Origin of the sequence: Butyricimonas faecihominis (genome assembly GCF_033096445.1) — a bacterium.
Taxonomy (GTDB): Bacteria; Bacteroidota; Bacteroidia; order Bacteroidales; family Marinifilaceae; genus Butyricimonas; species Butyricimonas faecihominis.
Genome location: NZ_AP028155.1, coordinates 3055143 through 3081616 on the forward strand (window position 1 = coordinate 3055143; position 26474 = coordinate 3081616).

General features: G+C 43.9%; 20 protein-coding genes and 1 pseudogene. 2 read left to right on the plus strand and 19 right to left on the minus strand.

Features of this window, described 5'->3' with window-relative positions; translation table 11 throughout:
• From R8806_RS12655 to R8806_RS12700, 10 genes and pseudogenes are all read right to left on the minus strand, one after another.
• Complete coding sequence (locus tag R8806_RS12655) at nucleotides 1-3129, minus strand: efflux RND transporter permease subunit (RefSeq protein ID WP_124317467.1); 3129 nt, start codon at nucleotides 3127-3129, stop codon at nucleotides 1-3.
• Between the two features lie 2 nt (nucleotides 3130-3131).
• Complete coding sequence (locus R8806_RS12660) at nucleotides 3132-4199, minus strand: efflux RND transporter periplasmic adaptor subunit (protein ID WP_124317464.1); 1068 nt, start codon at nucleotides 4197-4199, stop codon at nucleotides 3132-3134.
• A 15-nt stretch (nucleotides 4200-4214) separates the two neighbouring features.
• Nucleotides 4215-5390 carry an ABC transporter permease gene (locus tag R8806_RS12665; RefSeq protein ID WP_124317468.1) on the minus strand — a complete coding sequence of 392 codons (1176 nt, stop codon included), beginning with the start codon at nucleotides 5388-5390 and terminating at the stop codon, nucleotides 4215-4217.
• Between the two features lie 238 nt (nucleotides 5391-5628).
• Nucleotides 5629-6801 carry an ABC transporter permease gene (locus tag R8806_RS12670; protein WP_124316290.1) on the minus strand — a complete coding sequence of 391 codons (1173 nt, stop codon included), beginning with the start codon at nucleotides 6799-6801 and terminating at the stop codon, nucleotides 5629-5631.
• Nucleotides 6802-6893: 92 nt separating this feature from the next.
• Complete coding sequence (locus tag R8806_RS12675; RefSeq protein WP_124316289.1) at nucleotides 6894-7886, minus strand: HlyD family secretion protein; 993 nt, start codon at nucleotides 7884-7886, stop codon at nucleotides 6894-6896.
• Nucleotides 7887-8073: 187 nt separating this feature from the next.
• Nucleotides 8074-9524, minus strand: a pseudogene (locus R8806_RS12680) (TolC family protein).
• 75 nt (nucleotides 9525-9599) lie between these two features.
• Entirely contained in the window at nucleotides 9600-10202 is a 603-nt protein-coding gene (locus R8806_RS12685) for a TetR/AcrR family transcriptional regulator (RefSeq protein ID WP_124316287.1), read from the minus strand.
• On the minus strand, nucleotides 10199-10798 hold the full coding sequence (locus tag R8806_RS12690; RefSeq protein ID WP_124316286.1) for a TetR/AcrR family transcriptional regulator: 600 nt from the start codon (nucleotides 10796-10798) through the stop codon (nucleotides 10199-10201). Before R8806_RS12690 ends, R8806_RS12685 begins: the two co-directional genes overlap by 4 nt.
• Before the next feature lie 41 nt (nucleotides 10799-10839).
• On the minus strand, nucleotides 10840-11643 hold the full coding sequence (locus R8806_RS12695) for a KilA-N domain-containing protein (protein WP_124316285.1): 804 nt from the start codon (nucleotides 11641-11643) through the stop codon (nucleotides 10840-10842).
• 433 nt (nucleotides 11644-12076) lie between these two features.
• Entirely contained in the window at nucleotides 12077-13288 is a 1212-nt protein-coding gene (locus tag R8806_RS12700; protein ID WP_124316284.1) for a dicarboxylate/amino acid:cation symporter, read from the minus strand.
• Between the two features lie 64 nt (nucleotides 13289-13352).
• Between R8806_RS12700 and R8806_RS12705 the strand changes: the two genes are divergently transcribed.
• Complete coding sequence (locus R8806_RS12705) at nucleotides 13353-14273, plus strand: DMT family transporter (RefSeq protein WP_124316283.1); 921 nt, start codon at nucleotides 13353-13355, stop codon at nucleotides 14271-14273.
• A gap of 13 nt (nucleotides 14274-14286) precedes the next feature.
• Here the strand turns inward: R8806_RS12705 and R8806_RS12710 are convergent, their stop codons facing one another.
• The 5 genes from R8806_RS12710 to R8806_RS12730 all read right to left on the minus strand — a co-directional run bounded on the left by R8806_RS12710 (nucleotide 14287) and on the right by R8806_RS12730 (nucleotide 18633).
• Nucleotides 14287-15186, minus strand: a complete 900-nt coding sequence (locus tag R8806_RS12710; protein WP_124316282.1) for an energy transducer TonB — start codon at nucleotides 15184-15186, stop codon at nucleotides 14287-14289.
• A 42-nt stretch (nucleotides 15187-15228) separates the two neighbouring features.
• Nucleotides 15229-16158 carry an energy transducer TonB gene (locus tag R8806_RS12715; RefSeq protein ID WP_124316281.1) on the minus strand — a complete coding sequence of 310 codons (930 nt, stop codon included), beginning with the start codon at nucleotides 16156-16158 and terminating at the stop codon, nucleotides 15229-15231.
• Nucleotides 16159-16361: 203 nt separating this feature from the next.
• Nucleotides 16362-16673, minus strand: a complete 312-nt coding sequence (locus tag R8806_RS12720) for a chaperone modulator CbpM (protein ID WP_087419485.1) — start codon at nucleotides 16671-16673, stop codon at nucleotides 16362-16364.
• Nucleotides 16674-16684: 11 nt separating this feature from the next.
• The gene (locus R8806_RS12725) at nucleotides 16685-17596 is read right to left on the minus strand and encodes a DnaJ C-terminal domain-containing protein (RefSeq protein WP_124316280.1); all 912 of its coding nucleotides are present in this window, start codon (nucleotides 17594-17596) and stop codon (nucleotides 16685-16687) included.
• A gap of 158 nt (nucleotides 17597-17754) precedes the next feature.
• Nucleotides 17755-18633: an energy transducer TonB gene (locus R8806_RS12730; RefSeq protein ID WP_164719586.1), complete on the minus strand. Its 879-nt coding sequence runs from the start codon at nucleotides 18631-18633 to the stop codon at nucleotides 17755-17757.
• A 271-nt stretch (nucleotides 18634-18904) separates the two neighbouring features.
• On the opposite strand from R8806_RS12730, the gene R8806_RS12735 reads away from it, so the two are divergent.
• Entirely contained in the window at nucleotides 18905-19333 is a 429-nt protein-coding gene (locus R8806_RS12735; protein WP_151412066.1) for an Hsp20/alpha crystallin family protein, read from the plus strand.
• A gap of 83 nt (nucleotides 19334-19416) precedes the next feature.
• On the opposite strand, the gene R8806_RS12740 is transcribed toward R8806_RS12735, so the two are convergent.
• The 4 genes from R8806_RS12740 to R8806_RS12755 form a co-directional block, all read right to left on the minus strand.
• Complete coding sequence (locus R8806_RS12740; RefSeq protein ID WP_124316278.1) at nucleotides 19417-21066, minus strand: metallopeptidase TldD-related protein; 1650 nt, start codon at nucleotides 21064-21066, stop codon at nucleotides 19417-19419.
• 87 nt (nucleotides 21067-21153) lie between these two features.
• Entirely contained in the window at nucleotides 21154-22854 is a 1701-nt protein-coding gene (locus R8806_RS12745) for a TldD/PmbA family protein (RefSeq protein WP_124316277.1), read from the minus strand.
• Nucleotides 22855-23170: 316 nt separating this feature from the next.
• On the minus strand, nucleotides 23171-25468 hold the full coding sequence (locus R8806_RS12750; RefSeq protein WP_151412065.1) for a Gldg family protein: 2298 nt from the start codon (nucleotides 25466-25468) through the stop codon (nucleotides 23171-23173).
• Nucleotides 25469-25511: 43 nt separating this feature from the next.
• Entirely contained in the window at nucleotides 25512-26438 is a 927-nt protein-coding gene (locus tag R8806_RS12755; protein WP_124316220.1) for an ABC transporter ATP-binding protein, read from the minus strand.
• Nucleotides 26439-26474 lie beyond the last annotated feature (36 nt).

The window sequence follows — 26474 nt, forward strand, 5'->3', positions numbered from 1 at the left end:
CTAACTTATACTATCACTTTTCTTCTCTTTAAAGAATATCGCGTACAACACGGGAATAAACACCAACGTGATCACCGTACCTACCAACAAGCCTCCCATAATCGTAACGGCCATCGAGCCAAACATATCGTCACCCAGCAACGGAATCATCCCCAATATCGTTGTCAATGACGCCATCATCACCGGACGGAAACGAGAAGAAGAAGAATCCAGCAGAGCCTGTGTCTGATCTTTCCCGGAAGCAATCTGTAACCCGATCTCATCCAGTAGTACCACTCCGTTCTTAATCATCATCCCGACCAACCCCAATGCACCGACAATCGCCACGAAACCAAACTCTTTACCACTGATCAACATACCCAGCACGATCCCGATTGCAGCCAAAGGTAAACAACAGAAAATAATAATCGGCTTGCGGAAATCCTTGAACAACATGATCAGTATAGCAATCATCAGAATAACCGCTAACGGAATATTCCCGAACAAATATTTCATGGACTCCCCGCTCGCCTTATGCTCTCCCAACCACTGTTTAGCATATCCTTCGGGCAAAGTAATCGTATCCACCTTCTCCGTGATCAGCGAACGGGCACTCTCCGCCGTGTATCCCAAAGCATTATTACACTGGGCCCGCATAGCCCGCTGCCCGTTATAACGTCGCACAACAGGATCTTCCCATTTCAAGGAAATACCTTTCGTGGCTTGATTCAACGGGATAGAACCTATACTTTGAGCCAGCAAATCCTCCCCGGACATCGTTCCCATCAACAACCCCTTCAACGACTCCTCGTTCAAAGCCGCCGTCGAAGGCAGCACACTCCAAACGGGAATATTATCAAGTGCTTCCACCTTCTCCCCCTCACTATTCACGCTCTTCATGTACAAAGGCTTTGCATGAACTCCCTCGTAGAAAGATCCCACGGGCATTCCATCCGTGGCGGCAAGCATCGACAAACCGACATCCGAACGGGAAAGTCCCACGGAACGGGCAATCGGCTGGTAGTAATCCACCATCAACGTGGGAGTCATCGGCTCCCAGTCATTCGTCACCAAAGTAATTGCAGGTTCGTCACGCATAATCTGTTCCGCCTTTGCAGTCAACTCTCTCAACACGGCTGGATCCGGACCCGTGAACATCAACTCGATCGGGTACTTCTTGTACATCAGATTATAACGTTTCATCCGCACGTAAGCATCCGGGTAATGAGCTGTCAGGTAATCCTGAATCTCGGTCATCGACGCTTTCAACTCTTCCGGGGTCGTGTAATCCACGATCAACTCCCCGTAACTCATCGTGGGTTCCGCAATAGAACGCACCAGATTATAACGGGCAGGCGTCCCGCCGACACTCGTCGTCACATGAGTCACCTCCGGGCGGCTCAACAAATAATCCTCTATACTTGCCAAATCCGATTCTACCCGTTCCACCCGCGTACCTTCCGGCATCTTAAATTCAATATACAACTGCGTGTAACTCAAATCCGGGAAGAAACCCTGTGGGATATACCGGTACAAAAATGCGGTAATCGCCAATAAAACCACGACCACCCCGATTGCCATGGACTTATGCCACAACATAAAAGAAAGGAACTGCCGGAACAACCGGTATATCTTACTATCATACAAATTCTCATTCGCCTTCTTCGGCTTCACTTTCAACGAGTGATCCGCGTGAATCGGGATATGCGTCAACGCCAACACCCAACTCAACAACAGGGATACCGCCAGCACGATAAACAAATCCCGCACGTACTCGCCCGTCGTATCCGGGGAAATAAAGATCGGGAAAAACGCCAAGATAGCAATCAATGTAGCCCCCAATAAAGGCATGGCCGTCTTTTTCGCTATATTTGTCAGCGCAGCTGGACGTTTCACGCCCCGCTCCAAATCAACCAGTATCCCATCAACAATCACGATCGCATTATCCACCAGCATCCCCATGGCAACAATCAACGAACCCAGTGAAACCCGTTGCAAGGTCCCGTCAAAAAGATAAAGCACCACGAATGAGCCCAGTACGATAATCACCAGTCCGGTTCCGATAATCACCCCGCTCCGGAATCCCATGGTAAGCATCAGCACAAGAATCACGATCACTACCGATTCTACCAGATTAACCATGAAAACATTAATGGCTTCCCTTACTCGATCCGGCTGAAAAAATACTTTCTGAAAATCCACTCCCACTGGAATCCGGGATTCTTTCAACTGCTGTAACTCTTGGTCTACCTTCTCTCCCAAGGTTATAATATTCCCACCTTTTTCCATGGAAATCGCCAACCCGAAAGCCTGCTTGCCATCATACTTCATTCCGTTACGGGCCGGATCTTCATACCCTTCCGTAATAGACGCAATGTCTCGCAAACGCAACTGATCATCCTCGTGTCCCTGTATAATTAAATTCTTAATATCATCTATCGACCTGTAACTATCATTAATAGCCACCCGCAAACGCTGATCCCCGCTATTGAAATAACCGGGATACACGGTTTTATTCTGACTGTTCAACGTGGACAACACCTCCATCGGATGAACCCCCAAATTCGCCATCTTATCCTGCATCATCTCGATATTGATACATGGGGTCCGATTTCCGTAAATTTCAACTCGACGCACCCCCTCAATATCCTGCAACTCCCGTTTCACCAACTGGGCATAATCCAGCAACTGCTCGTCTCCCACCCCGTCTGTCGTTATGGCATAAAACATTCCATACACGTCCCCGAAATCATCCATCACCACGGAAGGGCGCACTCCATCCGGCATTTGGGCCTGTGCATTCGTCACCTTCCGACGCAAGATATCCCATTTCTGCTCCAATTCGTCCGGGCTCACCGTACTCTCCAATTCTACCGTGATCAATGACATATCCGCCATGGACTTGGATTCAATACTACCGATTGCCCCCATTGAACGAATCGACTTCTCCAATACATCCGTTACTTCCAACTCCACCTGATGAGCAGAAGCTCCGGGATACACCGTAACCACCATCGCCTGTTTTACCTTGATTTCCGGGTCTTCCAACTTGCTCATCGAATTAAAGGCAAAAATACCTCCAATCACCAGCACTGCAATAAAAAACTTTACCAGCGCCCTATTATTTAATGCATAATCCGCTAAATTGATCATTACAACAGTCCCCCTACATTTGTTTTAGAAACTGGTTTCAATAATTCTACTGACATTCCCTCCTTCAAGCTATGCACACCGGCAGACACAACGATCTCCCCGGCAGCCAACCCTCCGGAAACGATCAACTCACCTGTTTTCAGTAACTTTTTCAACTGGATAACACGCTTGGTCACTCGTTGAGTTTCCGGGTTATATACCCACACGGCAGATTCCCCGTTTTCTTCGAACATCGCGGATAACGGCACCACCGTCAACGCCTCTTCGTTCGGGTTATACTCGATCGTCACGTTCACGCTCATCCCTGCCGCAATATCCACTCCCGGCACGGGTTTCAGACGCAGACGCATCCGGTACAACTGATTCAAGTTCGCCTTCCGAGTAATTTCAATCAACTCCAAAGGGAAAACTTGTCCCGGAAACACATCAATTGTACAAGAAAACGCCTTGAACAAATCTTGTCGTACAAAATCACTGGACGGAATATCGATATCCACGTCAAAATAATTACTATTAATCATAGACACCACGGGGTAACCGGCGGCCACCGTCTCGTGAGAATCATAATATTTTTTCTGAATATACCCGTCGAAAGGTGCCGTCAGACGAGTATCAGCCAAGGCATTCTTATGGGCATTATACTTTGCCGTAATTTGCTTGACCCCGGCCACGGCCTTATCGTAATCATTTACCGGAACGCTCCCCCGGTTATATAATTCGATGACCCTTCCGGCTTCCTCCTTCACTTGATTGTATTCCGCCTCTGTCGCAGAAAGTTGAATCTCGTAATCCCTCGGATCAATCTCGGCAATCAACTCCCCCTTCTTCACGAAAGCCCCCACTTCCGGCAACACAGCCCGAATAGGTCCAGCCACCCGAAATGACAGCTTTACCTCTGAAGCCGCCTTGATCTTTCCCGGATAAATAATCGACAATTCCCCTTGGTAACTTTTCACCGTATCGGCCTGCACCGTAGCCTTACCGCATTCCTGCTTTGTTTTAGAACTTCCACAGGCACACATCAATAAAATCAACCCAAGCAAAGAAAATACAACACCTTTCATCATTTTCCAATTTTATCACTAAACCATGTTAATTTTTAACTTTTTACACTCTCTTTTATACAACAAACATGCCACAATAAAATAAAACACCATCAATATACACAACCCCCAAAATTCAGGTAACACCTCTGACAACGTGGCACCTGTATTATTAATTTTCACGAAACCGTCAATCCCGAACGAGGAAGGAAACAACTTTCCAAACCACACCCAATATTCCGGTATTGCTGACTTCGGCCAAGAAATTCCGGAAATAAACATCAACGGAACAGACGTGAACACGAATATCAAGAAAGGCATCTCCCGTTCACGACTAAAAAACGACATGGCAATAGCAAAAAAGGTACACGCCAGCAAGAACGGGAACAAAAACAACATCAGCTCCCCCCGTTCCCCCACTTGGGTCATCCCGAACAAACGAGGTACGATGAAAAATACCCAATAACTCATCACGAAATAAATAGGCAAATAAGCAAAAGCCTTCCCTAAAACTACCCGTGCCGGATGACGAAAATGCTTATTCGTAGGTAACAACAATCCTTTCCGACGTCGATCCCGCTCTGTCCCTGTAATCGTTCCCACTCCCAACAATAACGACTGCTGCACCACCAAAATCAACACCGCCGGGATCAAAAAAGAAGTGAAACCTCCCTGTGGATTAAACAACTTCACGTCCTGAATCTGTACTGGAGAAGACGCAATCTGTTCCGTGATCACCGTGGCGTACTCCATCCCCTGCACCTGTATATCCTTCCCCATAGCCAAGGAAACGTCAGTCCCAGCCGTCAACAAAGCCTTGTAATTCAGCAAAGCCCCCATATCACAATAAAGAGACACGTGAGCCTGTTCCCCCCGGGCCACGTTCTTACTAAAATCAGAGGGGATCTCAAGAATCCCGTAAATATCTTTTTTATACATCAATAACCTCGCCGCCTCCATATCCTCACAACGGGCCACCACATCCACACTCGCCGTGGCATCCCAATTCCGGATAAACTCCCGACTTAACGCTGACTTCGAATGATCCACCACCGCCACAGGCACTTCCCTCGCCACCTCATTACTATAAATAAACGTGTAGACCACCGGGTACCCCAACATCAACGCCACGAAAAAAGTCAACACGGCATGATCCCGGAACACCGCATAAAACTCTCGTTTAAAAACATAATATATATCCGTCCAAAAACCCATTTCAATTTTAGATTTAATGATTTTTGATTTTAGATTAACCCCCTCTAACTCCCCCTTTTCAAGGGGGAGGACACGCTACATTGAAAACATTGTAGCAATTTCTTGCGTCCGTTTCTCCCCCTGTGTAAGGGGGAGTTAGAGGGGGTAGTCTTTTTCATTCTAAATTCTAAATTCTAAACTCTAAATTTTAAATTTCAAACTCATTCCAACCTGCAACCCATAAATCGTTTTCAACGATTTATGGCAAATACTTAAACTCCAACAAATCCAACTTCAACTTCGGCAGGATAAAAATCGGCAAGAATAAATATACCATCAATGCCGCATAACTCTGCCAAGAAAATATCATCGGAATACCATTCAAAGCCTGATCCACGTATATCAAAAAATAGTGACGCATTTGGAACAAATTCGACCCGATCTGAGCCAGCTCCGGCATAGAACGCACCGGATAGGTAAAACCGCATATCGAAAATGACAACACACCCCACAAGGCACAAGCACTCAATGCGATCCTGCTCCGGCGGGTCATCCCCGTAACAAACAGGGCAAAACACTGAGAGGCTAGAATCATCAGTACCATAGCCAGAAACATCGGGAAAAATCCACTATTTAACGGGAAATGAGCATAACCATACAACATGGAAAGAGCAAGCATCCCCATCGCCGTGAAAATCAACGCCTGCGGGACAAGTTTCCCCATCAATGCCACGATAATAGAACCATTCCCCGCCTCCAACCACTCTCTTGAAGTCCTCCGCTTAATCTCCTCGCTAATACTGTACACCGTGGTAAACATCACGAACATACACAAGAATGCAGGTAAAAGGAAATTCGCCAAATAGACAGCGTAACTCAACCACGGGTTATTCAACGGGTGCGTATCCAGCACAATCGGCATCAGCTTAGCGGCGAGCAACGGCCCGCCCTCTCCCTTCGCCAGCAATAACGTTTGTTGAACCGCTCCATTCGCTAAATTTGATTGCATCCGCATATCTTTATACAACAAAGAACCCGCCAGAAAATAAGTATCATTCGTGTAAAACGACAACACGGGTTCTCCCCCTGTCGATGCATCCCGCCGGAAGTCCGCCGGGATATAAAAAATCCCGTAAACATCCCCTCGCTGCAAAGCCTCTCGGGCCTCGCTAAAATTCGCCGTGCGCATCACCACGTCCGTCTGGGCAAACGTGTTCAACGAACGCACCAAAGAACGGGAAGTCGTGGTATTATCCTCATCCACCACGGCCACAGGCAACTTTTTCGGCAACCCCTCTTTCAACAAATCCATGAAAAACAGGAAACAGAACAAAGGTGCGAAGATCATCACAAACCAGTAGATCCGACGTTCTGCCAACATCCGGACCTCCCGTTTCATCAACACCCCCAAAGCCCTTATATTCTCACGCATAATTTAATTTTAGATTTTAGATTTCAACCATACAAATCAACACTCCTGATTTCACTTTAAACTTTAAACTTTTAATTTTTAGCTTTTAGCTTTTAGTTTTTAGCTCTTTTCAGCACGCTCATCCCCGGTCTCAACCCCTCCACCTTTTCCGTGGGAACGGCCTTCACCTCGAAAGTCTTCGCGTCATATTGCCCCGTTGTCTTCGTGGCTCTCCAAGCGGCATAAGTACCCATATTTTTCATGTGAGTCACTTTTAACTGCACTTCCTTATTGTTCAAAGCGGGAATATACCCCGTGAACACGGTTCCCATCTTCAAGTCTCCCAACAAATCTTCACGCACGTTAAAAACCACCCACATATCCTCCAAATCCAGCACATTCATCACGGGGGAACCCGTCCCCACCAACTCTCCCACCTTCGGGTAACGTTCAGAAATCTCTCCTGAAATCGGTGAAATCAAAAATGTCTCCTTTATATAAGAACTAACTTCTTCCACAGCACCCCTTGCCCGGTTTACCTGAGCCTCGGCCGCCAATTTATCTTCCTTTTCCGCCCCGTTCTTCGCCATCTCATACTGGGCCTTCGCTGCCTGCTCCGTGGCTAGCATCGCCTTATAATTAGCCTCGGTCTCATCACGTTTCTGCGCGGAAACCACATCATTTTCAAACAACTTTTGTACCCGGTCAAAAGACTTCTTTGCCACGTCAAGAGCCGCTTGTGCTTTTTTCCACGTTTGGAAGGCCATCGTTTTCTGTTCCTCGCGAGCCCCCTTCTGAGCCTTATCACTCAATGCTTGGGCAGCCTCTTCCGCAGCCTGCGCCTGATTAAATTTTGCCATCACCTCCGGACTATCCAAAATCGCCACCGTATCTCCCTTCATCACCTGATCCCCCTCGTCCACTAAAAAACGCTCAATCCTCCCCGGTACCTTCCCGGAAATCCGTACTTCCGTGGCCTCCGCCTCACCTTGAATCATCTCCGGCACCGGTTCCCAAAAAATAAACCCGAATATAGCAACCAAAAATACGATGATCACGATCCCTGTAAACATCAATACCTTCCCGCTTACTTTCTTTTCGCTCATAACAATTAATTTAAAATTCAGAATTTAGAGTTTAAAACTTAAAATAGAAAAACTACCCCCTCTAACTCCCCCTTACTCAGGGGGAGGACACGCTACTTTGTTACATTGTGGCGGTTTCCCGCATTCGTTTCTCCCCCTGTGCAAGGGGGAGCTAAAGGGGGTTAATCTTAAATCTAGTATCATAAATCTAAAATTCCAGCGTTCCATAAGCTCTCTCCAAATAAACCTTACACAATCGAGCCTCAATCTGCGTATCAATCAGTTCCGAATTCGCCGTCAACCAAGCCGTTTGTGCTTCTAACACGTTCAGCACGGGAATTGTTCCCTCCTTGAAACCCAAATTCGCAAACTTCAGATTTTCCTCCGCCCGTTCCAAATTCTTACGGGCCATCGCCAACTTCTTCGTCACCTCCTTCATCTTGAATTCCGACTGGTTCACCTGTAACTCGATCTGCTCCTTTGCCTCCTGCAACTTATAATTCATCGCGTTCGTCTGTGCCTTCGCACTACGTAAACTCTTACGGGATGCCCCCAGTGAAATATTGGAGCCTTAATCCCGACTCCCACGCTCCACATTCCGTCGAACTTCGTACTCACCCCGTCAAAGAAAGAAGGCGTGCTACTCAAATAATTCGCCGTTAAAGCAATCGTCGGCAAATACTCGGACAAAGCAATCTTCTCCTTCTTTTTATATATATCTGTGGCCAACTGCAAACTCGCCACCTCCGGACGCCGGCTATACACCCGTTCCAAACTCTCCGCTGGCACCTCCTCCACGTCCGTGTCTGCCATCTCCTCTTTCAACATCACGATCGTGTCTGTCGGCAAGCCGCAAATCTGGTTCAACAACATCCGGGACAAACTCAACCCGTTGTCCACCTTCGTTTGGACCATCTCCCCCTCGTTCAGTTTCACCCGCACGGAAAGCACGTCCGCTTTGGTTGCTACCCCCGTCGTGTACATCAACTCGACATCATGCACGAACTTCGTCAACGTCTCCACGTATTTATCCGCCAATTTCTTCCGGTTTACCAAGGAAACGATCTGCCAGTAAGCCTCGTCCGTCGAGAGAATCACGTTCTGCAACTCCTGCGACCGCTTACTCTTCGCCAACTGCTCCGACAACCCGGCAATCTGATTATAAGCCCTGATCTTCCCTCCCATGTAAATCGGCTGGGTCAGCCCGACCTGCACAATTCCTAAGTTTCGTTCGTCCACGGTCATCGCCTCCTTTGGCAACAGGGCATAATCCTTCGGGACATACTGCCCGTTCACCATCACCGGCTTCCCGTCCGAACCCACCATCAACTGATCGGGACGAAACGTGAACTTCCCGTCCGAGCCAATCGACCCGACAGGTAAATGGGCATCATCCGACAACAAATTAATCTCTTTCTGGTTGCGCAAATACACGCCCATAGCGTCAATACTAGGCAAATACTTCGTGAAAGCCTCGGCTTTTTGAGCCTCACTCGCCTTCACGTCTTCATCTGCAATTTTCAGTTTCTTATTGTTCTCTATCGCCAACCGCCGACAATCCTCCAAACTTAACACCCCCTGCGCATTCGACTGCAAGATAAAGCACAGTAATACAACAATTAAACTTAATACAGATTTACATTCCGTAATCCTATTCATCACTTTCTCGTTTTTATATTCTAACTTCAAGTCTCTTCAAATTTATACTTTTCGGTATGTACTCCCGTAAAAACTTTATCGAGCTTTTACTAACGAATAAAGTTGTTCATACTGGTAACGCACCGATGATAAAGCATAAGAAACATCTTGATGCATAACGATATAATTTATCAACCCAATGCTTATGTTCAGCAAATTCTTTGCCAAAATCGACGTGTCCACGTCATCTCTTATCTCCTTCTCTCGTTTTGCCTCCAAGATAACACCTTCCAACTTCGACATCCACGAGATTTTCGTGTCACTCACCATCTGTTTAAACTCCGGGTACAAGGAAATCACCTCCACCATCAGCGATAGACACAAAATTTCGGGAATATCACTATCCAAACGTTTCGCCCCGTAATGACCGATACTTTCCAAGTTATGGATCGTCAGGTCAACAAACTCCCGCAACGAATGTACCCGGCTCATCTCCTCGGCCCGTCGGTTATTCAACATACGGTAATACCTCGTCACCCCCTCTTTCAAAACCTCCTCCTTGTTCAAGAAATGATAATAAAACGTCCCTTTCGTCATCCCCACGGCCTTCTCCAAGTCGGTAAGCGTAACCGCCTTGAATCCTTTTTTCAGGAACAACAAAAAAGCTGTCTCGATAATCGTGTCTCTCGTTCCGTTCATTTCTTTATCAACATATAATATTGTTCAAACTGCATCCGGGTATCTGAAAACATATACTGGAAATTCGCCTGTTCCAACTCGATATTCAACATACTACTCGACACGGACATCAAGTTACGCGCCAAAACCGAAGTATCCAATGTCGCCCGAATTTCCCCGCTTTGCTTAGCCTTCAAGATAGCACGCTCCCAGTTCGCCAACCGCCTCTTGGAAATCGTGTATATCCGCTCCCGGAACTCCGGAAAGATCGGGGCCACTTCCAGCACCAGCTGGAAAAACAAGACTTCCAGTATAAAACATCCGAAAACTCTCTGGGAGGCATCGGCACTCTCCTCTTTATTCTTGATCACGAGATCAATGTACTCCCGCAGAGAAGCCACTCGCTCCACATCCTTCCCACTCTCCTCCTTCATCACGCTGAAATACCGTTCCATCCCCGCCTCCAAAATCTCCTTCTTATCCTTGAAGTAATAATAAAAAGCGCCCTTGGTCAAGCCCGTGGCTTGCTCCAATGTTTTCAGCGAACAGGCCTTATATCCCCTGTTCAAGAATTGCAGAAACGCCTTTTTTACTATTTCTTCCCGAGGTTCTGTCATAATAGCTCGCTTTGTGTCAGACAAAGATACAAATAATCATACTATTTCAATAACTTCCTATTTCCATCAGCCTCCAGTATTCGCATTTGTTGAATGGCAACTTGATTCAGCTTAACAAGCCGTTCTCCTTGCGCAATTCCTTGCTCAATGAAAACAGCATTAAGGTTTTCCATATTCGAAAGACAAATAAGTTCATTGATAGAAGCGTAATCACGAATATTTCCTTTAAGTTCAGGATTTCGCTCACGCCACATTTTAGCTGTCACGCCAAACATGGCTACATTTAAGACATCGGCTTCATTCGCATAAATGATATTTGCCTGTTGAATTGTTACCTCTGATGGAATAAGATTCTGCCTAATGGCATCTGTATGGATGCGGTAGTTAATCTTGGAAAGTTCACGTTTGGCAGTCCAACCAAGTTGAGCTTGTTCTAATTCCTTCAACCGCTGAAACTCTTTCAAAAGATAAAGTTTAAATTGTGGAGAAACCCAAGAAGCAAATTCAAAGGCAATGTCCTTATGCGCATAAGTTCCACCATAACGACCAGCTTTGGCGATAAGACCTTTAGAGTTGGTTTTTTCCACCCATTGCTTCACAGATAAAATAAACCGATTCAACCCAGCCTCATTTTTAATTCCCTCGAATTCGGGGGAATTAAAATCAGGATTGTACATTTCCTCCCATATACCTAAAAACTCTATTGTATTTTTGTTACGTAGCCATTTCTCGATAAGAGCTAATCCATTTTCGATGTTACGTACCATATCCGTCAAGGAAATATAGTCCTTATCGTCATAAATGATGACTGTCACTTCTGTATTTTGAACTTTAATCTTTGTCATAAATTCAAATTATTAGTTATCAGCTACGAACTTACTAGAATTCGCTCTAAAAAAGACCGGCTTTAAATTCTTCTGTTATGAATCACATACGTAATAGCATCCACTATCTAGTGCAAATATAAAGATAAAAACTGAATATCTTAAATTTAACATTTAGATTCACGCTACCACGTGAAACTATTGTCTTCAAACAACAGTTAATAACATGTAATCCTCACGATATAAATATATTTAGCAACAAATCATGATTACTAACGGATCAATTCTGCATATAATCATTTTAAAAAGCAATAAAAGAACTTATAAAACGCTATATATAATAGCGTTTTAATAGGGATTTAATAGCGTTCTAATAGCGCTTTACACGATAGTGATCCGGAAGTAATCATATATTCATTTTCATTTTATGTATTAAATCGGACTGAATACCAGATCATTCCACCACGACCACCTCTTCTAGTTCTTCCAGAGTCCCCGTGTGATTACTTTTCTTGTTGATCCGGTCCATAATCACGGCAATCGCACCATCTCCCGTCACGTTACAAGCCGTACCGAAACTATCCATCGCAATATACAAGGCGATCATCAACCCCTGAGCCGTCTCGTCAAATCCCAGCATGGACTGCAATAACCCCAAAGCCGCCATGATCGCACCGCCCGGTACCCCCGGGGCCGCTACCATCGCGATTCCCAGCATGAAAATAAACCCGGCCATCACCCCGAAAGAAATCGGCATACCCGACATCAACATGATCGCCATGGCACAAGCCACGATTTTCATCGTGCTACCTGACAAATGTATCGTGGCACAAAGCGGGATCACGAAAGCGGCCAATTCCCGGTTGACACCATTCTTTATCGTTTGCTCCAACGTCACGGGAATCGTCGCAGCAGAAGACTGTGTTCCCAAGGCCGTCATGTAAGCCGGCAACATATTCCGGAACAACCGGAACGGATTCTTCTTCGACACGATCCCGGCGATAAAGAATTGGATAAACAACAGAACGATCGTCAAGAAAAATATCATCACGATGATTTTCACGAATACGCCCAACACTCCCGAAACCTGTCCGGAATTCGAGATGTTCAGGAAGATGCCGAAAATGTAAAGCGGCAACAAAGGAATAATCACCCCCGTAATCACCTTGTTGATAATATCCTTGAAATCCTCCATCGCTCCTTTCAACGTGGCCCCATTAATCACCGACATTCCCAGACCTAGCGTGAAAGCCAGAACCAAAGAAGTCATCACGTCCATCAAAGGGGGCATCATCACCGTGAAATAAGGAGACAAAGGTTCCACCGCCGCCGTTTCCAGCGGTTGCAACTCGGCATCTTTCAATAACCACGGATAACTCAAGTCACTGGCAAAGTAAGTGAAGAACCCCGAAAACAGGGTAAATCCATACGCCAGCAAAGCAGTTATCAACAACAATTTCCCGGCCCCTTTACCCAAATCGGCAATGCCCGGAGCCACCAACCCCAAGATCAACAACGGGATGATAAAACCGAGAAAATTACTAAACAAACCATTTATCGTTAAGAAAATTCTTACCAGCCAACCGGGGAAGAAAAGTCCGCACGCTATACCCAAAGCTATCGCGATCACGATCTTTGGCAATAATCCTATCTTCTTTTTTTTCATACGCCCATCTAATTATATTAAAAATAACCTTACATTCGCATAACAATATAAGAATCATGAGCCTATGACAAAAGATAAATGGCATGGCCACATAGCCATCTTCGTTGCGAACATCCTCTTTGGAATAAACATTCCTATCGCCAAAACCTTAATGCCGGAGTGGATTGATCCTGTAGGCCTCACGTTCCTACGTATGTCATTCGGGGCACTCGCCTTTTGGGCGGTTTCCCTATTTACCTTAAACGAGAAAGTAAGTAAAAAAGATTTACTAATCCTGTTTTTTTGTGCCATTTTAGGTACAACTGTTAATCAACTTACATTCATTGAAGGACTTGGAATGACCTCCCCTATTGACGCCGGGTTGATCGTCACGATGAATCCCGTGATGGTGATGCTTATTTCGGCATTGGTTCTAAAAGAACCGATTACTTCCAAGAAGGCGGGTGGGGTACTGATCGGGGCCTGCGGGGCGCTATTGATCATCTGGCAATCCTACACGATAAACCAAGGACACGGCGGTTCGTTGATGGGCAACCTGCTCTGTTTTATTAGCGTGGTGAGTTACGCAACTTATCTCGTGATTTCGAAACCGATCGCCCAGCGCTATTCCCCGGTCACCCTGATGAAATGGATGTTCCTGTTCTCAACGATCCTCATGCTCCCGTTCAGCATGCACGACGTGGTAAACGCTAAACTATTCTCGGCAGAAACTTCTCTAAGCGCTCTGGCCAGCCTTTTCTACGTGGTATTTTTCGCCACCTTCCTCGCTTACCTGTTCATCCCGATTGCCTTGAAACGCATCCGCCCCACGACAATCAGCATGTACAATTACGCACAACCCCTAGTAGCCGCCACCCTCGCCATTCTCATGGGGCAGGATAAGCTAACTTGGGATAAACCTGTTGCTGCCTTGCTGGTGTTCACGGGAGTCTATCTCGTGACGCAAAGTAAAGCCCGGGCGGATATGGGCAACGGGGCGAAGTGATCGTTACCGGCCTCTATTGCAATTTGAAACTGATGGGTACGGTCATGCTTCTTCTCACGTACTTCTGGTGGAGCGGACACCATGCGGGAATAAATTTCGGGGCTGATTTCACGATCCGGACAGCCTCCACATTAAGGCTGTAGGCACCACCTTTCACGACTTGCACGTTTGAAACAGACCCGTCAAGCTCCACGGTGAAACTGACAACAACCTGACCTTGCCAGTTATTTTGTAGTGCATCCTTCGGGTATTTCACATTCTCACCAATCCACACGGCAAAATTCCCTTGAGCGAACAAGGGTACTCGCACGTAATGCACGCATTTAAATTCATCCTTCTCGATCACCTGACCGGGGGAACGGGAAACGGCAGGTAAGATATATTTCATAAAATAACGAACATGATCGTCTCGATCCATCACCTCACGTAATTTTGCCTCTTTCAGAATATTCAGATGGGCAAATTTCGGGGTAGCAACGATGTATTTATGAACAAATTTCTTGGGTCCGATTTCTTTCAACATTTTCATTTCCATATCATAAAAATGACGGAACACGCTCTCCAAAACGTTAGCTGTCGTTTTTTGTAACCCCGCATGCTTGATCACGTCAATCGCATACAGGGGAGCGTATTCATCCGCCCGCTCCACTCCCATACACCGCCAGTTATAGGTTCCCCTATCGCCTTTACGATATAATGCCATCCGTTCCTTCAAATGTTCCGGATTCTCCTCCTCCTGAATCTCCGACAAAGGAATCTTTGCTTCCTCATCCAGCATTTGAAGATAGTTTTCATACGATAGTGAATTCGTCCGACTAATTGACACTTGGGCAAAAGCACTAGCGGACAGCACCCAGAAACATAACGAAAGCATAAAACCTTTCTTCCTTAAACAACTAATAACAAACGCCATAGAACACAATTTAATTCAGTATTATCTTTACTTTACAAAAAACTATTGAAGTTGGAAATTTATCGGAGCTGTATAATAAACAGCTACTTTCCGTTTATGGATCGGACATATCACCGGAGCGAAAGAGGGCAACCGGCGCATGACCCGCACAGATTCCGCATCCAAGCTCGGGTCCACACTTCGAACCACGTGAACATCGGAGATACTCCCATCCGTATTGATCAGGAAACCCACGACCACCTTCCCCTGAATATTACGCTCCTGTGCCATTATCGGGTACTTCACTTCTCTTACAATCCAGTTCTGTATCCCCCCGATTCCCAGTAAAGAAACATTCAGATGATAAAAACATTTACAGGAACAAGGCTCGTTATTGTCGGGCTGGTGGGAGATTCTCATTTCTTCCATCAAATCACGGAAATACAACGCGTGTTGTTCGGGATTCATACATTCCCTTATTTTCGCCTCTTCCAAGATATTCAAATGAGCGAATAACGGTGATAATTCCGCATATCTTTTCATCAGATCCTTCTTACCCATTCTCTTTATCAGTTTATCTTGCTCAAGGCTTTTCCATTTGTACACGGCCTCCAATTTTTTCTGTTGTCCTTTATTCAACTTGTACTCCCGAACAAAACCCGCAGACGCTCTCACATTATACGACGGACTCATCCTATCAAGTGCCAATTTCAAAGCTCTTCCCCCACCCCTCAGGAATTGTTGTTTCTGTGCCACGTACATCTGTATGATTGCCGGATCCGTCTCTTCCTGAATATTTTCCAATGGGACCTTTCCTTCCCGGTCTAACATGGCAATAAACTCATCATACGAATAAGGTTCAGCCACGGCATAAACCGTCGTGTTGCCATCCGACCGCCCCGACGCATTCAAGATCCCTGCATTCAAAATACAACAAAATAGAATCACGTACAATTTATACCACACCTTAGAGGCAATCTCAATTATTTCCATTTCTAGCACAATTTGAACATACAATCTGTATAAAAGTACAAATAAAATGGAATAATCACAATAATTCCTCCAAATAATAAAAACACAGCATTTTCACCCGTATACAATTATCTTGAAAAATATCGCTTATTTTCTTGGTTCTTCTTATTGGGAACAGACGCAAAAGTAGTAAACTAAAAAATACTGTAATGTTTCATGAAACATTACAGTATTTCTTCCAAATAGTTCGTTCGAAGTAATCGGACTTCTCGACGCAGTTGCTTCAGTTCCTGTTGCATTTCGTGCATACGTCCCATCAACTCGTGGATAACACCGATTCCTTCCGTGTTGACAGACAAATCTTCATGCCACCGGACAAATCGTTCCAAGTCCTGTAATTGCGAACCAAGCAAGTAGCGTTCACCATCGACAACCTGAATATCAATTAGTCCATCTTCTTCCAGAGACACGATAAACAACGGATCCACGTGACTTTTCTGACAGTATTCCCTGACTATAATTAAATCTGTTTCCATAACTCTTCCCTTTAGCTAAGTTTTTGTAATTCTTGGAATAACTCCTTCTGTTTTTCCGTCAAATTTGTCGGAATCTCCACAGAATAAGTCACGATTAGATCACCGAACTTTCCTTCTTCCTTGTAAACGGGAAAACCTTTTCCCTTCAACCTTACTTTCGCCCCGTTCTGGGTTCCGGGTTTTACCTTCAATTTTACTTTACCATTCATTGTATCCACCACCTGTTCTCCTCCTAAAACAGCCGAGTACAGGTTTAAAGGAGCCGTCACGTACAGATCGTTTCCTAAACGCTTGAACACGGGGTCTTCCGCGATCACGAATGTGATATACAAGTCTCCCGCAGGTCCCCCGTTTACACCGGGTCCGCCTTGTCCTTTCAATTTAATCGTTTGCCCGTCAGCCACCCCGGCCGGAACGGTAATACGTATATTTTTACCATTTACAGCCAACACCTGTTTGTGTGTCTGTGCGGCATCATGGAATGACAAATGCAATTCAGCATTGTAGTCCTGTCCTCGGAACGCGGCAGACCTTCCTCCACCCCGACGGGAACCGAATAACGACTCGAAGAAGTCCGAAAACTCGCCATCCCCGCCCATGCCGGAGAACCCGCCTTCCGATGACCAATGAACTCCACTCCCGAAACCTCCACCGCCTTGCTGTTGGTAACGCTGTTTCTGGGCCTCAAACTCGTCGGCATGTTTCCAGTTCTCTCCATATTGGTCATACTTCTTCCGTTTCTCCGGATCACCCAATACCTCGTTCGCCTCGTTAATCTCTTGAAAACGTTGCTTGGCATTCGGGTCGTCCGGATTCAAGTCCGGATGATACTTTCTGGCCAGTTTCTTAAAAGCCTTCTTGATATCATCCTGCGAAGCACTTTTATCAACTCCTAAAATCTTATAGTAATCTATATAGGCCATACTTTTATAATTTATACATTCTATAATATGTCAATACAAACTACGTACCAACCTTTGATATACGTTCTGAACTGACGCATTGTTACGACCGAACTGACAATGTGGCAACAAAAAAAGGGGCTGAATTCAGCCCCTTTAGTATACAATAAAATATATTATCAATGCCGTAAGATATAATTCTCAAAATACAATTTGAACCGATCTTTCAAAAGGTCTTTAATCTTTAGCATCTTGTCCATCTCGATCTTTCTCATCTCAAGTTCGGATTCAACAAAATGACTGATAAACTGATCTGTTCCCAAACTTTCAATCAGTTGAATCTTCGTGTTAATCTCGTCCTCGTAGATTTTTGTCAACTCCTTCACGTCATTCTTTTTCAGCTTCAACACTTTTGTTTGAGCCTTTACCGTACTATCAATTTCACCCTTAATCGTCTGACTCTTTTCCAACAATAATTTACGCAACGTGGTATCATCCCCCAATTGCTCCTTGAAAGCATTCACCCGGCGAGCCATATCTTCCAAACTCATTTTCTCCCCTTTCTTCAGCATTTCCTGTTCTTCCTCCAAGTTTTTCAAATATTGCTCATAAGTCAACTCGGTCTCTTGTGGCGTATATTTGAACGTGATCGGTAAAGTCTTTTCAAAACGTACAGCCTTTCCCCCCGACATAGCCGGTTTCCATTTCGGCATTCCGGAGATCACCCGAAGTGCTTCCGCATCCAAAAGCGGATGGGCAGAACGAACCACTCGCACGTGAGACACGACCCCATCTTTCTCAATCACAAAAGTCACAAACACCCGCCCGTCAATTTGGTTGGCGTACGCCTCTTCCGGGTATTGCACGTTTTCCCCTATCCATTGATTCAAATTCCCGTTAAATTCCGGCTGAACTTCGGCAACTACCATAATTGTCGTATCTTCATCCATTAACCGCACGTCCCTGTCCAGTGCCATTACCGGGGTAGCCAGCCACCCCAAACCAAGCATACAACCCATAACAAGCGTTGCCTTAGCCCAATTGTAGTTTTTCTTCATACGATGTTTATTTGTCATTAAGTTACTCTATCCTCTTGCTAAAATAAGGTATAAAGCTACAATTATTATTAGAAATTTGAATATTTAATCTTGCTTTTTTTCTCGTCATTAATTGACAGAAACACTGAAAATTTGACATAACATCAGTGACAAAAAGTCCTCAAAATCCATTGGCACGTGCTTTGCATTAACTATAATCGAATGCAGGTTCACAAAGAACCTGAATCCAATTAAATGATAATGTTGAATTTAAAGATAGGAGACTAAAATTATGATGCCTGTAAGAAGAACTCAAAATTGGTTACCAAGTATCTTTAATGATTTCTTTGATAACGAGTGGATGACAAGAGCAAACGCAACCGCACCAGCGATCAACGTAATCGAATCCGAAAAAGATTATAAAGTTGAAGTTGCAGCTCCGGGTATGACAAAAGAAGATTTCAACGTTCGCATAGACGAGGATAACAATCTAGTAATCTCCATGGAGAAAAAGAGCGAGAGTAAAGAGGAGCAAAAAGAACATCGCTACTTACGCCGGGAGTTCTCATACTCGAAATTCCAACAAACCATGATCTTACCGGATGACGTGGATAAAGAGAAAATCGCTGCCGGGGTTGAACACGGAGTTCTAACCATCGACTTGCCGAAACTATCTCAGGAAGAGATTAAAAAAGCAGAGAGAACCATTGAAATTAAATAAAGACAGGTAACCAATGAAAGAAGCGATCGAACAATTCGATCGCTTCTTTTTTATTCCCTGTGTTCTAATACCTTAAAATAATCTTACCGTTGTAACGGGAAAGTCAATACTTGCTCTTTGTCTTTCTTCACGTCTGATTTATTAATCTCGATGTTTTCAACCAAAATTGAAGACGGGTATATTAAAGAAGATAGTAATTGACCGTTCAAAATATAATTGCTTACATTTTCCTTGCTGGAAATATTCAACATACGTTTCAGGTTTATCAATGTCAAGCCACTCACATCACCGAAACGGACTTGAGTTTCCTTACCATCCAAATCTACCCGATAGATACGAGAAGCTTTACCCGCTAAACTCCGCACGATATAAGCATACTTCAAACCTTCTTCTTTAGCAGCTTTAATCAGCGCGCTCTTCATCTTTTCCGGTTTCGTTCCTTTCTCCACTTCAATATGAATGGTACCCGGAGCCGTGGAAAACATTCCATTGCTACTGGACAACAAGAAACGAGAACTACCCGTTGATTGGGGAGCGTACAAAGTCGGGGTACACCCATTCAACATACTTTTGAAAATACCATTTTCAACCAAAGTCATCTCTTTGGCAGGCACGATACCTTCAGCATCAATATTATAAGCTCCTAACAAAGAAACTCCATTATACTTATCCAAAGAGCTGTAATTTTTGATAGAAACTCGATTGTCTACAATCTTCATTCCCAAACGAGCATCTAACGTTTTCATCGGTTGAGCCCGGTCGGTATCGGGTTTACGATAAGCGAAGAGAGCTCCTCGTTTCAAGAAGTTACTTATAAAAACAGATGAACAAGCACCATCCTCAAGCAACACCGGACCTGCATAATATTCTGTAATTGCTGGCGCATTCTTCAACTTGATCAAGTTATCGGCAAAAGCCTTAACCCCTTTCTTTAATTCATCCAAAGAAGGCAAATCATCCGGACGAGCAACAAGCACGGAATATGCATCATCAATCCGAACGCCATCTTCTGTCATCACGTAAGCAGAGGCAACCAAGCTTGCATAACGTAACGGTTCTTTCAGCACAACCCCATCCGTGGTAGACTTGTACACTTCCATTTCCTGTCCGGTAATAGCCACGGATGAATCATAAATATCCTTATAGTCCTTGAAAATAGCAGATAATTCTTCTACAATATTCTCTAATTTTGCTCTATCAATCGTGTAAGCATTTTTCGGTTCCTCGATCCGGGTAACGGCATCCACCTTCTGTTGATCCTTCACGGCAGTTTCTTCGGCAGTCTTCGGGTTCGCCTTCAAATAAGCGTCCTTCATCGCTCCTGCCTGCAATGACCATTTATACATGGCATCTGATCCTAACCAGAAATTTCTCCGGATTACATCATAATCAGCCTGTTCCGGCATTCCGGCCTGAACAGAAGCACATACATAATTAATATCATTATTATGATCGTAATCTCCCAAAAACATCTGCACCCCACCAACGGCACTCCAAGGAGACTCGTAAAAATTAGTAACACCACCTAACGCACCCACAACCTCAAACTGATGTGTACGTCCCAAAGTATAAGACAAGTAATATGGTTTCTGCATACCCGGCAACATCAATTGCTCCTTACTACGTTGCATCTCATCCTGCATAGCCTTAAAGATCACCTGATCCTGCTCATTCTGTGCGGATAATGATCCTGCCAACAGGAAAAACAATATAATCGATAATATATATTTCATTTTTATTCTAAATTTAAAATTTACGACCGAAGAACTCCAAGCCTCAATGATTTCGATCTATTCATTTTCAGTTTTCAATTCTCCATTTCATTTGTTCTGCGGAGCCGGTAAGATCGGGGGTAAATCTCTTGACTTCTGTCTACGTTGAGTCTCGATCTTATTTACCAGAATCATTGGGGAACTAGCCGTTACAGGCACCCAACCGGATTCCGCACCACACTCTCCCGTGAACACGCTGGGAGCATCACCTCCACATACAATATTAGAGAACATGGATAACGGGGTTCCAATCAAATCCACCCCACGAACCAACTGGTCCGGACGTCCGTCTACATAGATTCGGTACACTTCCAAGGGAGTCACGTTAAATGAATTCAAACTACCACCTTCCCCGGTCAACGTGAAACCACTGGTTACTTCTTTAAAATAGTACCCGTATTCTTTTCCTTGTTTTTTAGCCTCTTCAATCAACATGGAACGCAATTCAGCCTCCGTGTGAGGTGCTGTTGTCTCCACCACCAAATTAGATTGACGGGATACAGGATCACCACCTCCGGCAGTACGTCCATGCCCATTACTATGCGGGAATCCATCCAGCGGCACGCGGCTCATCAAGAACTCTCTCAAAATACCGTCTTTCACGACATCAACCCGGCGAGCTTTCACTCCCTGATCATCATACAAATAAAAACCATTCAACTCTTCCCCGGCATAACTACGCAAAGTCGGATCGCAATACACTTGAAAGTCTGCAGGCAAAACCAACTCGCCTACTTTCTTCTTAAAAGTTTCACCACCACCTTTCAAACGGTGACCTTCAATACGATGACCGAAAATCTCGTGGAAGAACACCCCACTAGCCGGACCGGACAAAATAGCGGGTCCCGTGTAAGGATCAACAACCGGAGCATCACGCAACACGGTCAATCTTTTTACCATATCCTTAGCGTCAGCAATCATCCGGTCATTAGACGGAAGGTCCTTCGGATCGTATGCAAAGTATGACATATTCAACGGTAACTCCATACCGTCTTCTGCCTTCATGGAAGCACTAATCATGATTCGTGCATATGTTCTATTCTGCACAACTTCAGTTCCTTCCGTATTTACAAAATAATTCCGAAGCACCCGGAACGTTAAACTAACATCACCCGACTGTAATAACGGATATGCTTTAAACACCGCAGAAACTTCATTCAAACGTTTTTCCCAAGCAGCTTGGTCAACCGTCAACTTCTCAGCAGGAAGAGGAGCCTCGTAATATTTCTCCACCGGAGCCGCAGAAAATGAAGGAGCTTTATCCTCATCAGCAACACTCACCTGACTTTGAGTTTTCGCTCTCTGATAAGCCTCCACTGCAAAATCATAACGTTTCATCACTTCAGCCCAGATTGCCTGACGAGTTGCATCAGCACCTTTTTCATCATCCAATCCCAAATAAGCCACCCGTACATTACCACGTTGGTCTGCCGGGGCCCCCATCGCGTTATATTTAAAATTATCCAAAATAGTATCCCCCACCCGAATCTGCGGAACCATTGAACGAGAATGTTGTTCCACGGACATCATCGTGGCCCCGAAAGAACTCGAAATATTCACCGTCCGATCATCCATCACCCTAAAGTTCATGTGATAGGGAGGATTCTCCTGTTTCTGCAGCTCTTGCATATCAGCTGCCAACTCTTGTTTCAATAGTTGCAACAACTTATCCTGTTCCTGCGCGTACAACGTATGCATCGATAACAGCGAGAAGATACAACTAACAATAATCAATCCTAATTTTTTCATCTCTAATTGTTTTAATCATTTAATTTTTTGATCTCTGAAGATCACGCACTATTTCCATCAACAAAATTATAGTTCTCATTTTGTTATTCAAAATGAATCTACATTAATTCTTTGTTAATTCTTCCCTTTTCAGCTGTTAACTTTGTTAATTTAGTTTCTAAAAAACGGCTCTAAAAAAACTCTCACAAACCAAAATATATCCACAACTCTCAAACAATATAAAAAATCATAAGGATTCATTTGTTCATTTTTACAAATCAACAAATGAATCCTTAAAACATCCTATTCTTCCGAACGTTGATATAATATTAAAACTCTATCTTCTTTTTCTTCTAAACAATAATATAACACAACCAACCACAAGTAATAGTGGAACAATCCACATTATAACTATTTTTATGGTAGAGACTCCATCTTGAGAAACCACAACTTGATCATCAGGGGGATTTACTCGATTAGCATCAACAGGAAATTCTTCGTAAGACATATTACGGAATGTTTCCGTTATCAAGGTAAAATTCGAACTTCTAAAACCGGCCCTATTCTGCGAAAGCTCCAACGTACTAATACAATCAGCATCTCCAATCACAAAAATACGCTGCTCCTTATTCTTCACTAAACGAGTTAGATACAACATGATTGAATTAGAACGTTCCACCTCTCCAGCATCTGGGTTTAACACAGACTTTTCATTAATAAAATCAGTCGTTTCCTTCTCGATCCAAGAACCTTTACTTGCACTAGCCAAGACCTCTGTTATTTTAAATCCTTTCGTCGTATCCAAAATCTCGATTGCACAGGCAGAAGGAGTTATGATAGAATAGCCTCTACGAAAATACTTGATATAGTTTTCTGAAACCGTAGCAGCACCTTCTTTTATATCCGCAGCAACAATATCATCCAAATGAATCTCTGAAGGAGACACTATAATACCATCCGCAAAACGTAATCCTAATTTTTCAACAACTGGATTCATAAATTTCTGACGCTTAGGTTCTCCTAATATAAATAAATTTCCTCCTCGTGCCAAATAAGTATCAAAATTACGAGATTCCTCCTCCGTTAGATCACTTCTCATATCTGCTAGTACCACAATATCAATATCTTCTGGCACTGGTTGCCCTAATGATATTTCACGTATCCCGAATCCACTATTTATTAATGAATAACGGAATGTCTTATTCGACGCAAAAGCCCCGTACCCTTTTTCGCCCAAATCCATGCCACTTCTCTCTTTATGCCCGGTAACAAAACCAACCACGGGAGCTTCCTGAAGTAAAGTCTTCAACGCTGTAGAGATCTGTGCTTCATAAGGATAAACACTATTATCTTGATAAATACGCAAAATTGCCTTTTTCCCATTCGCAGCAGTAATCACCCGGGCAAACCGACCATTTTCTCCAGAAATATCATCTTTCTTTAATACCTCATCCAAAGGTAGAAAACGTTTAGGATTGTATCCAGAATACCGACATTTATCCTCCACGATCTGTTCTAAGGTCATCGTATCATAAGCAGCCTTCGCATAGGGCATATACCCTTTAGCGTAATAATAAACATATTCAAGTTTTATTTCTGGTTTGAATCGCAAATATTGCTCAAATTGAGCTATATCATCAATTCTATTTCTTGGAGCACCTCGATCATAGGTCTCATCCAAATAGTTCACGTAAGTGGTAATCGTCAAGTCTCCTTTCAATTGTTCAAGAATCTGCTGGCTTTCCTCGGTTAACGTGTTCATCTTAGTTGCCGTTGAATCATAATAAATACTGAACTTCGGTAAAGACGAGATGTATCCTAAGGCCAACGCTATCAACAACACGAAACTGTATTTCAACGAAGTTTTCCACTTGGCTAATCGCAATCTTTCTCCTTGTAACTTAATTACAGAAAGTCCTAAGAACATGAAAATCACCAAAACGAAATACAACGTATCCTTGGAACTGATCATCCCGTCAATAAACACTTTCGAGCGACCAGATATAGCCAACCAGTAGGTGATATCCCGTACAAAATCATATTCTTGTCCGACACCACCAATGAAATTCAATATGGCAAGAATAGCAAGTGTCCCCACTACAGCAACAACTTGATATTTCGTGATTGTCGACATAAACAACCCGATAGCTCCATATGCCAAAACCGTCAAGAAAACACCCAACACTCCGGTTAACATCAACGGGACATCCGGAGCCTGCACAGAAATACACGTACTGATAACCGGCCCCATCAAAATCACACACAACAGCAAAGCATAAACTACGACGGCTAAGAATTTACCCAAAATAATCTGCAAATTCGACACCGGTGACGAATACAATAATTTTATAGATCCACTGCTCAATTCACGACTCATCAGCCCCATCGTGAACAACGGAATATAGAGATATAAATTCTCCAACAAATTGGAAAGAATTCCCGTGTATCCACTAAACAAAGAGGAAGTCACCGCAAACATCCGATAACCCAATTCTTGATTTTTAAGTTGTAAAGCGAGAGTATCACTGTAAGCCATACCTACCTGAAAACTAAAAACTATCAAGATAAGCCATGCAATAGGAGAGAAAAATAGAACTCGAAGCTCTGATTTTGTAATCCGTATAATCGTTCTCATTCTTATAATCTTTTAAAATAACGTATTATTATATCAACACCCGTCACGCATCCTTTCCGGACAATTTGGCAAACACCTTATCCAAGGACTCCTTCTCCAAAGAAATCTCCCGTAAATGCCATTGATTCGAAACCGCCTGTTCTACCACCCGTCTAATAATCGAATCATCCCCCTTAAAATGTAAACGGATACGGGTATTCGTCAACCGCTCCACCCGCTCGACTCCCTCTATCTTCATCAACTCTTCCGAAGAGGGAGCGTTGTGCATAATCGTAAGTAAAGCGCTAGGAGACATATACGTGTTGAAAGCATTAATCGTACCTTCAAACACTTTCTGTCCATGTTCAATCATCATAATATAGTCACAAACGGCTTGCACCTCGGGTAATATATGAGTTGAAATCAAAACAGCCCGATCCTTTGCGATTTCTTGGATCAAACGTCTAACCTCCATAATTTGATTCGGATCAAGCCCATTGGTCGGTTCATCAAGAATCACAAACAAAGGGTTATGAATAATCGCCTGCGCAATCCCTACACGTTGTTGGTATCCCCCGGAAAGATTTCGAATCTGTCGTTTGCTAAAATGTGTTATTCCACACTTTGCTTTAGCCCTCTCCATCGCCTCAGGAATCTCCTTTTTAGGCATCAACCGGATATCCGCACAATGATATAAATATTCGTCTACCGTCATCTCCGTGTGAAGAGGAGCCTTTTGAGGTAAAAAACCGATAAACTTCTTCGCCTCAATCGGACGCTCCCTTAAATTTATACCATTAATAAAAACATCCCCCTCCGTTTGTGTTAACACGTTGCAGATAATATTCATTGTTGTGGATTTACCCGCTCCATTAGAACCCAATAACCCAAACACGCCATTCTCCTTTATCGCAAAATTGATATCTCGAATAGCCCAATCTACACTATATTTATGAGATAGATGTTTAACCTCCACTATTTTATTTAACATACATTCAAATTTTAATGTGAAAACATACCTTCTATA

Excerpts from the sequence above, each read along its gene's own strand:
- R8806_RS12665 (WP_124317468.1), bottom strand. The coding sequence starts at position 5,390 with ATGGGTTTTTGGACGGATATATATTATGTTTTTAAACGAGAGTTTTAT.
- R8806_RS12745 (WP_124316277.1), bottom strand. The coding sequence starts at position 22,854 with ATGAAAAAATTAGGATTGATTATTGTTAGTTGTATCTTCTCGCTGTTA.
- R8806_RS12715 (WP_124316281.1), bottom strand. The coding sequence starts at position 16,158 with ATGGAAATAATTGAGATTGCCTCTAAGGTGTGGTATAAATTGTACGTG.
- R8806_RS12750 (WP_151412065.1), bottom strand. The coding sequence starts at position 25,468 with ATGAGAACGATTATACGGATTACAAAATCAGAGCTTCGAGTTCTATTT.
- R8806_RS12700 (WP_124316284.1), bottom strand. The coding sequence starts at position 13,288 with ATGAAAAAAAAGAAGATAGGATTATTGCCAAAGATCGTGATCGCGATA.
- R8806_RS12720 (WP_087419485.1), bottom strand. The coding sequence starts at position 16,673 with ATGGAAACAGATTTAATTATAGTCAGGGAATACTGTCAGAAAAGTCAC.
- R8806_RS12690 (WP_124316286.1), bottom strand. The coding sequence starts at position 10,798 with ATGACAGAACCTCGGGAAGAAATAGTAAAAAAGGCGTTTCTGCAATTC.
- R8806_RS12755 (WP_124316220.1), bottom strand. The coding sequence starts at position 26,438 with ATGTTAAATAAAATAGTGGAGGTTAAACATCTATCTCATAAATATAGT.
- R8806_RS12685 (WP_124316287.1), bottom strand. The coding sequence starts at position 10,202 with ATGAACGGAACGAGAGACACGATTATCGAGACAGCTTTTTTGTTGTTC.
- R8806_RS12740 (WP_124316278.1), bottom strand. The coding sequence starts at position 21,066 with ATGAAATATATATTATCGATTATATTGTTTTTCCTGTTGGCAGGATCA.
- R8806_RS12705 (WP_124316283.1), top strand. The coding sequence starts at position 13,353 with ATGACAAAAGATAAATGGCATGGCCACATAGCCATCTTCGTTGCGAAC.
- R8806_RS12710 (WP_124316282.1), bottom strand. The coding sequence starts at position 15,186 with ATGGCGTTTGTTATTAGTTGTTTAAGGAAGAAAGGTTTTATGCTTTCG.
- R8806_RS12735 (WP_151412066.1), top strand. The coding sequence starts at position 18,905 with ATGATGCCTGTAAGAAGAACTCAAAATTGGTTACCAAGTATCTTTAAT.
- R8806_RS12725 (WP_124316280.1), bottom strand. The coding sequence starts at position 17,596 with ATGGCCTATATAGATTACTATAAGATTTTAGGAGTTGATAAAAGTGCT.
- R8806_RS12660 (WP_124317464.1), bottom strand. The coding sequence starts at position 4,199 with ATGATGAAAGGTGTTGTATTTTCTTTGCTTGGGTTGATTTTATTGATG.
- R8806_RS12670 (WP_124316290.1), bottom strand. The coding sequence starts at position 6,801 with ATGCGTGAGAATATAAGGGCTTTGGGGGTGTTGATGAAACGGGAGGTC.
- R8806_RS12695 (WP_124316285.1), bottom strand. The coding sequence starts at position 11,643 with ATGACAAAGATTAAAGTTCAAAATACAGAAGTGACAGTCATCATTTAT.
- R8806_RS12730 (WP_164719586.1), bottom strand. The coding sequence starts at position 18,633 with ATGAAGAAAAACTACAATTGGGCTAAGGCAACGCTTGTTATGGGTTGT.
- R8806_RS12675 (WP_124316289.1), bottom strand. The coding sequence starts at position 7,886 with ATGAGCGAAAAGAAAGTAAGCGGGAAGGTATTGATGTTTACAGGGATC.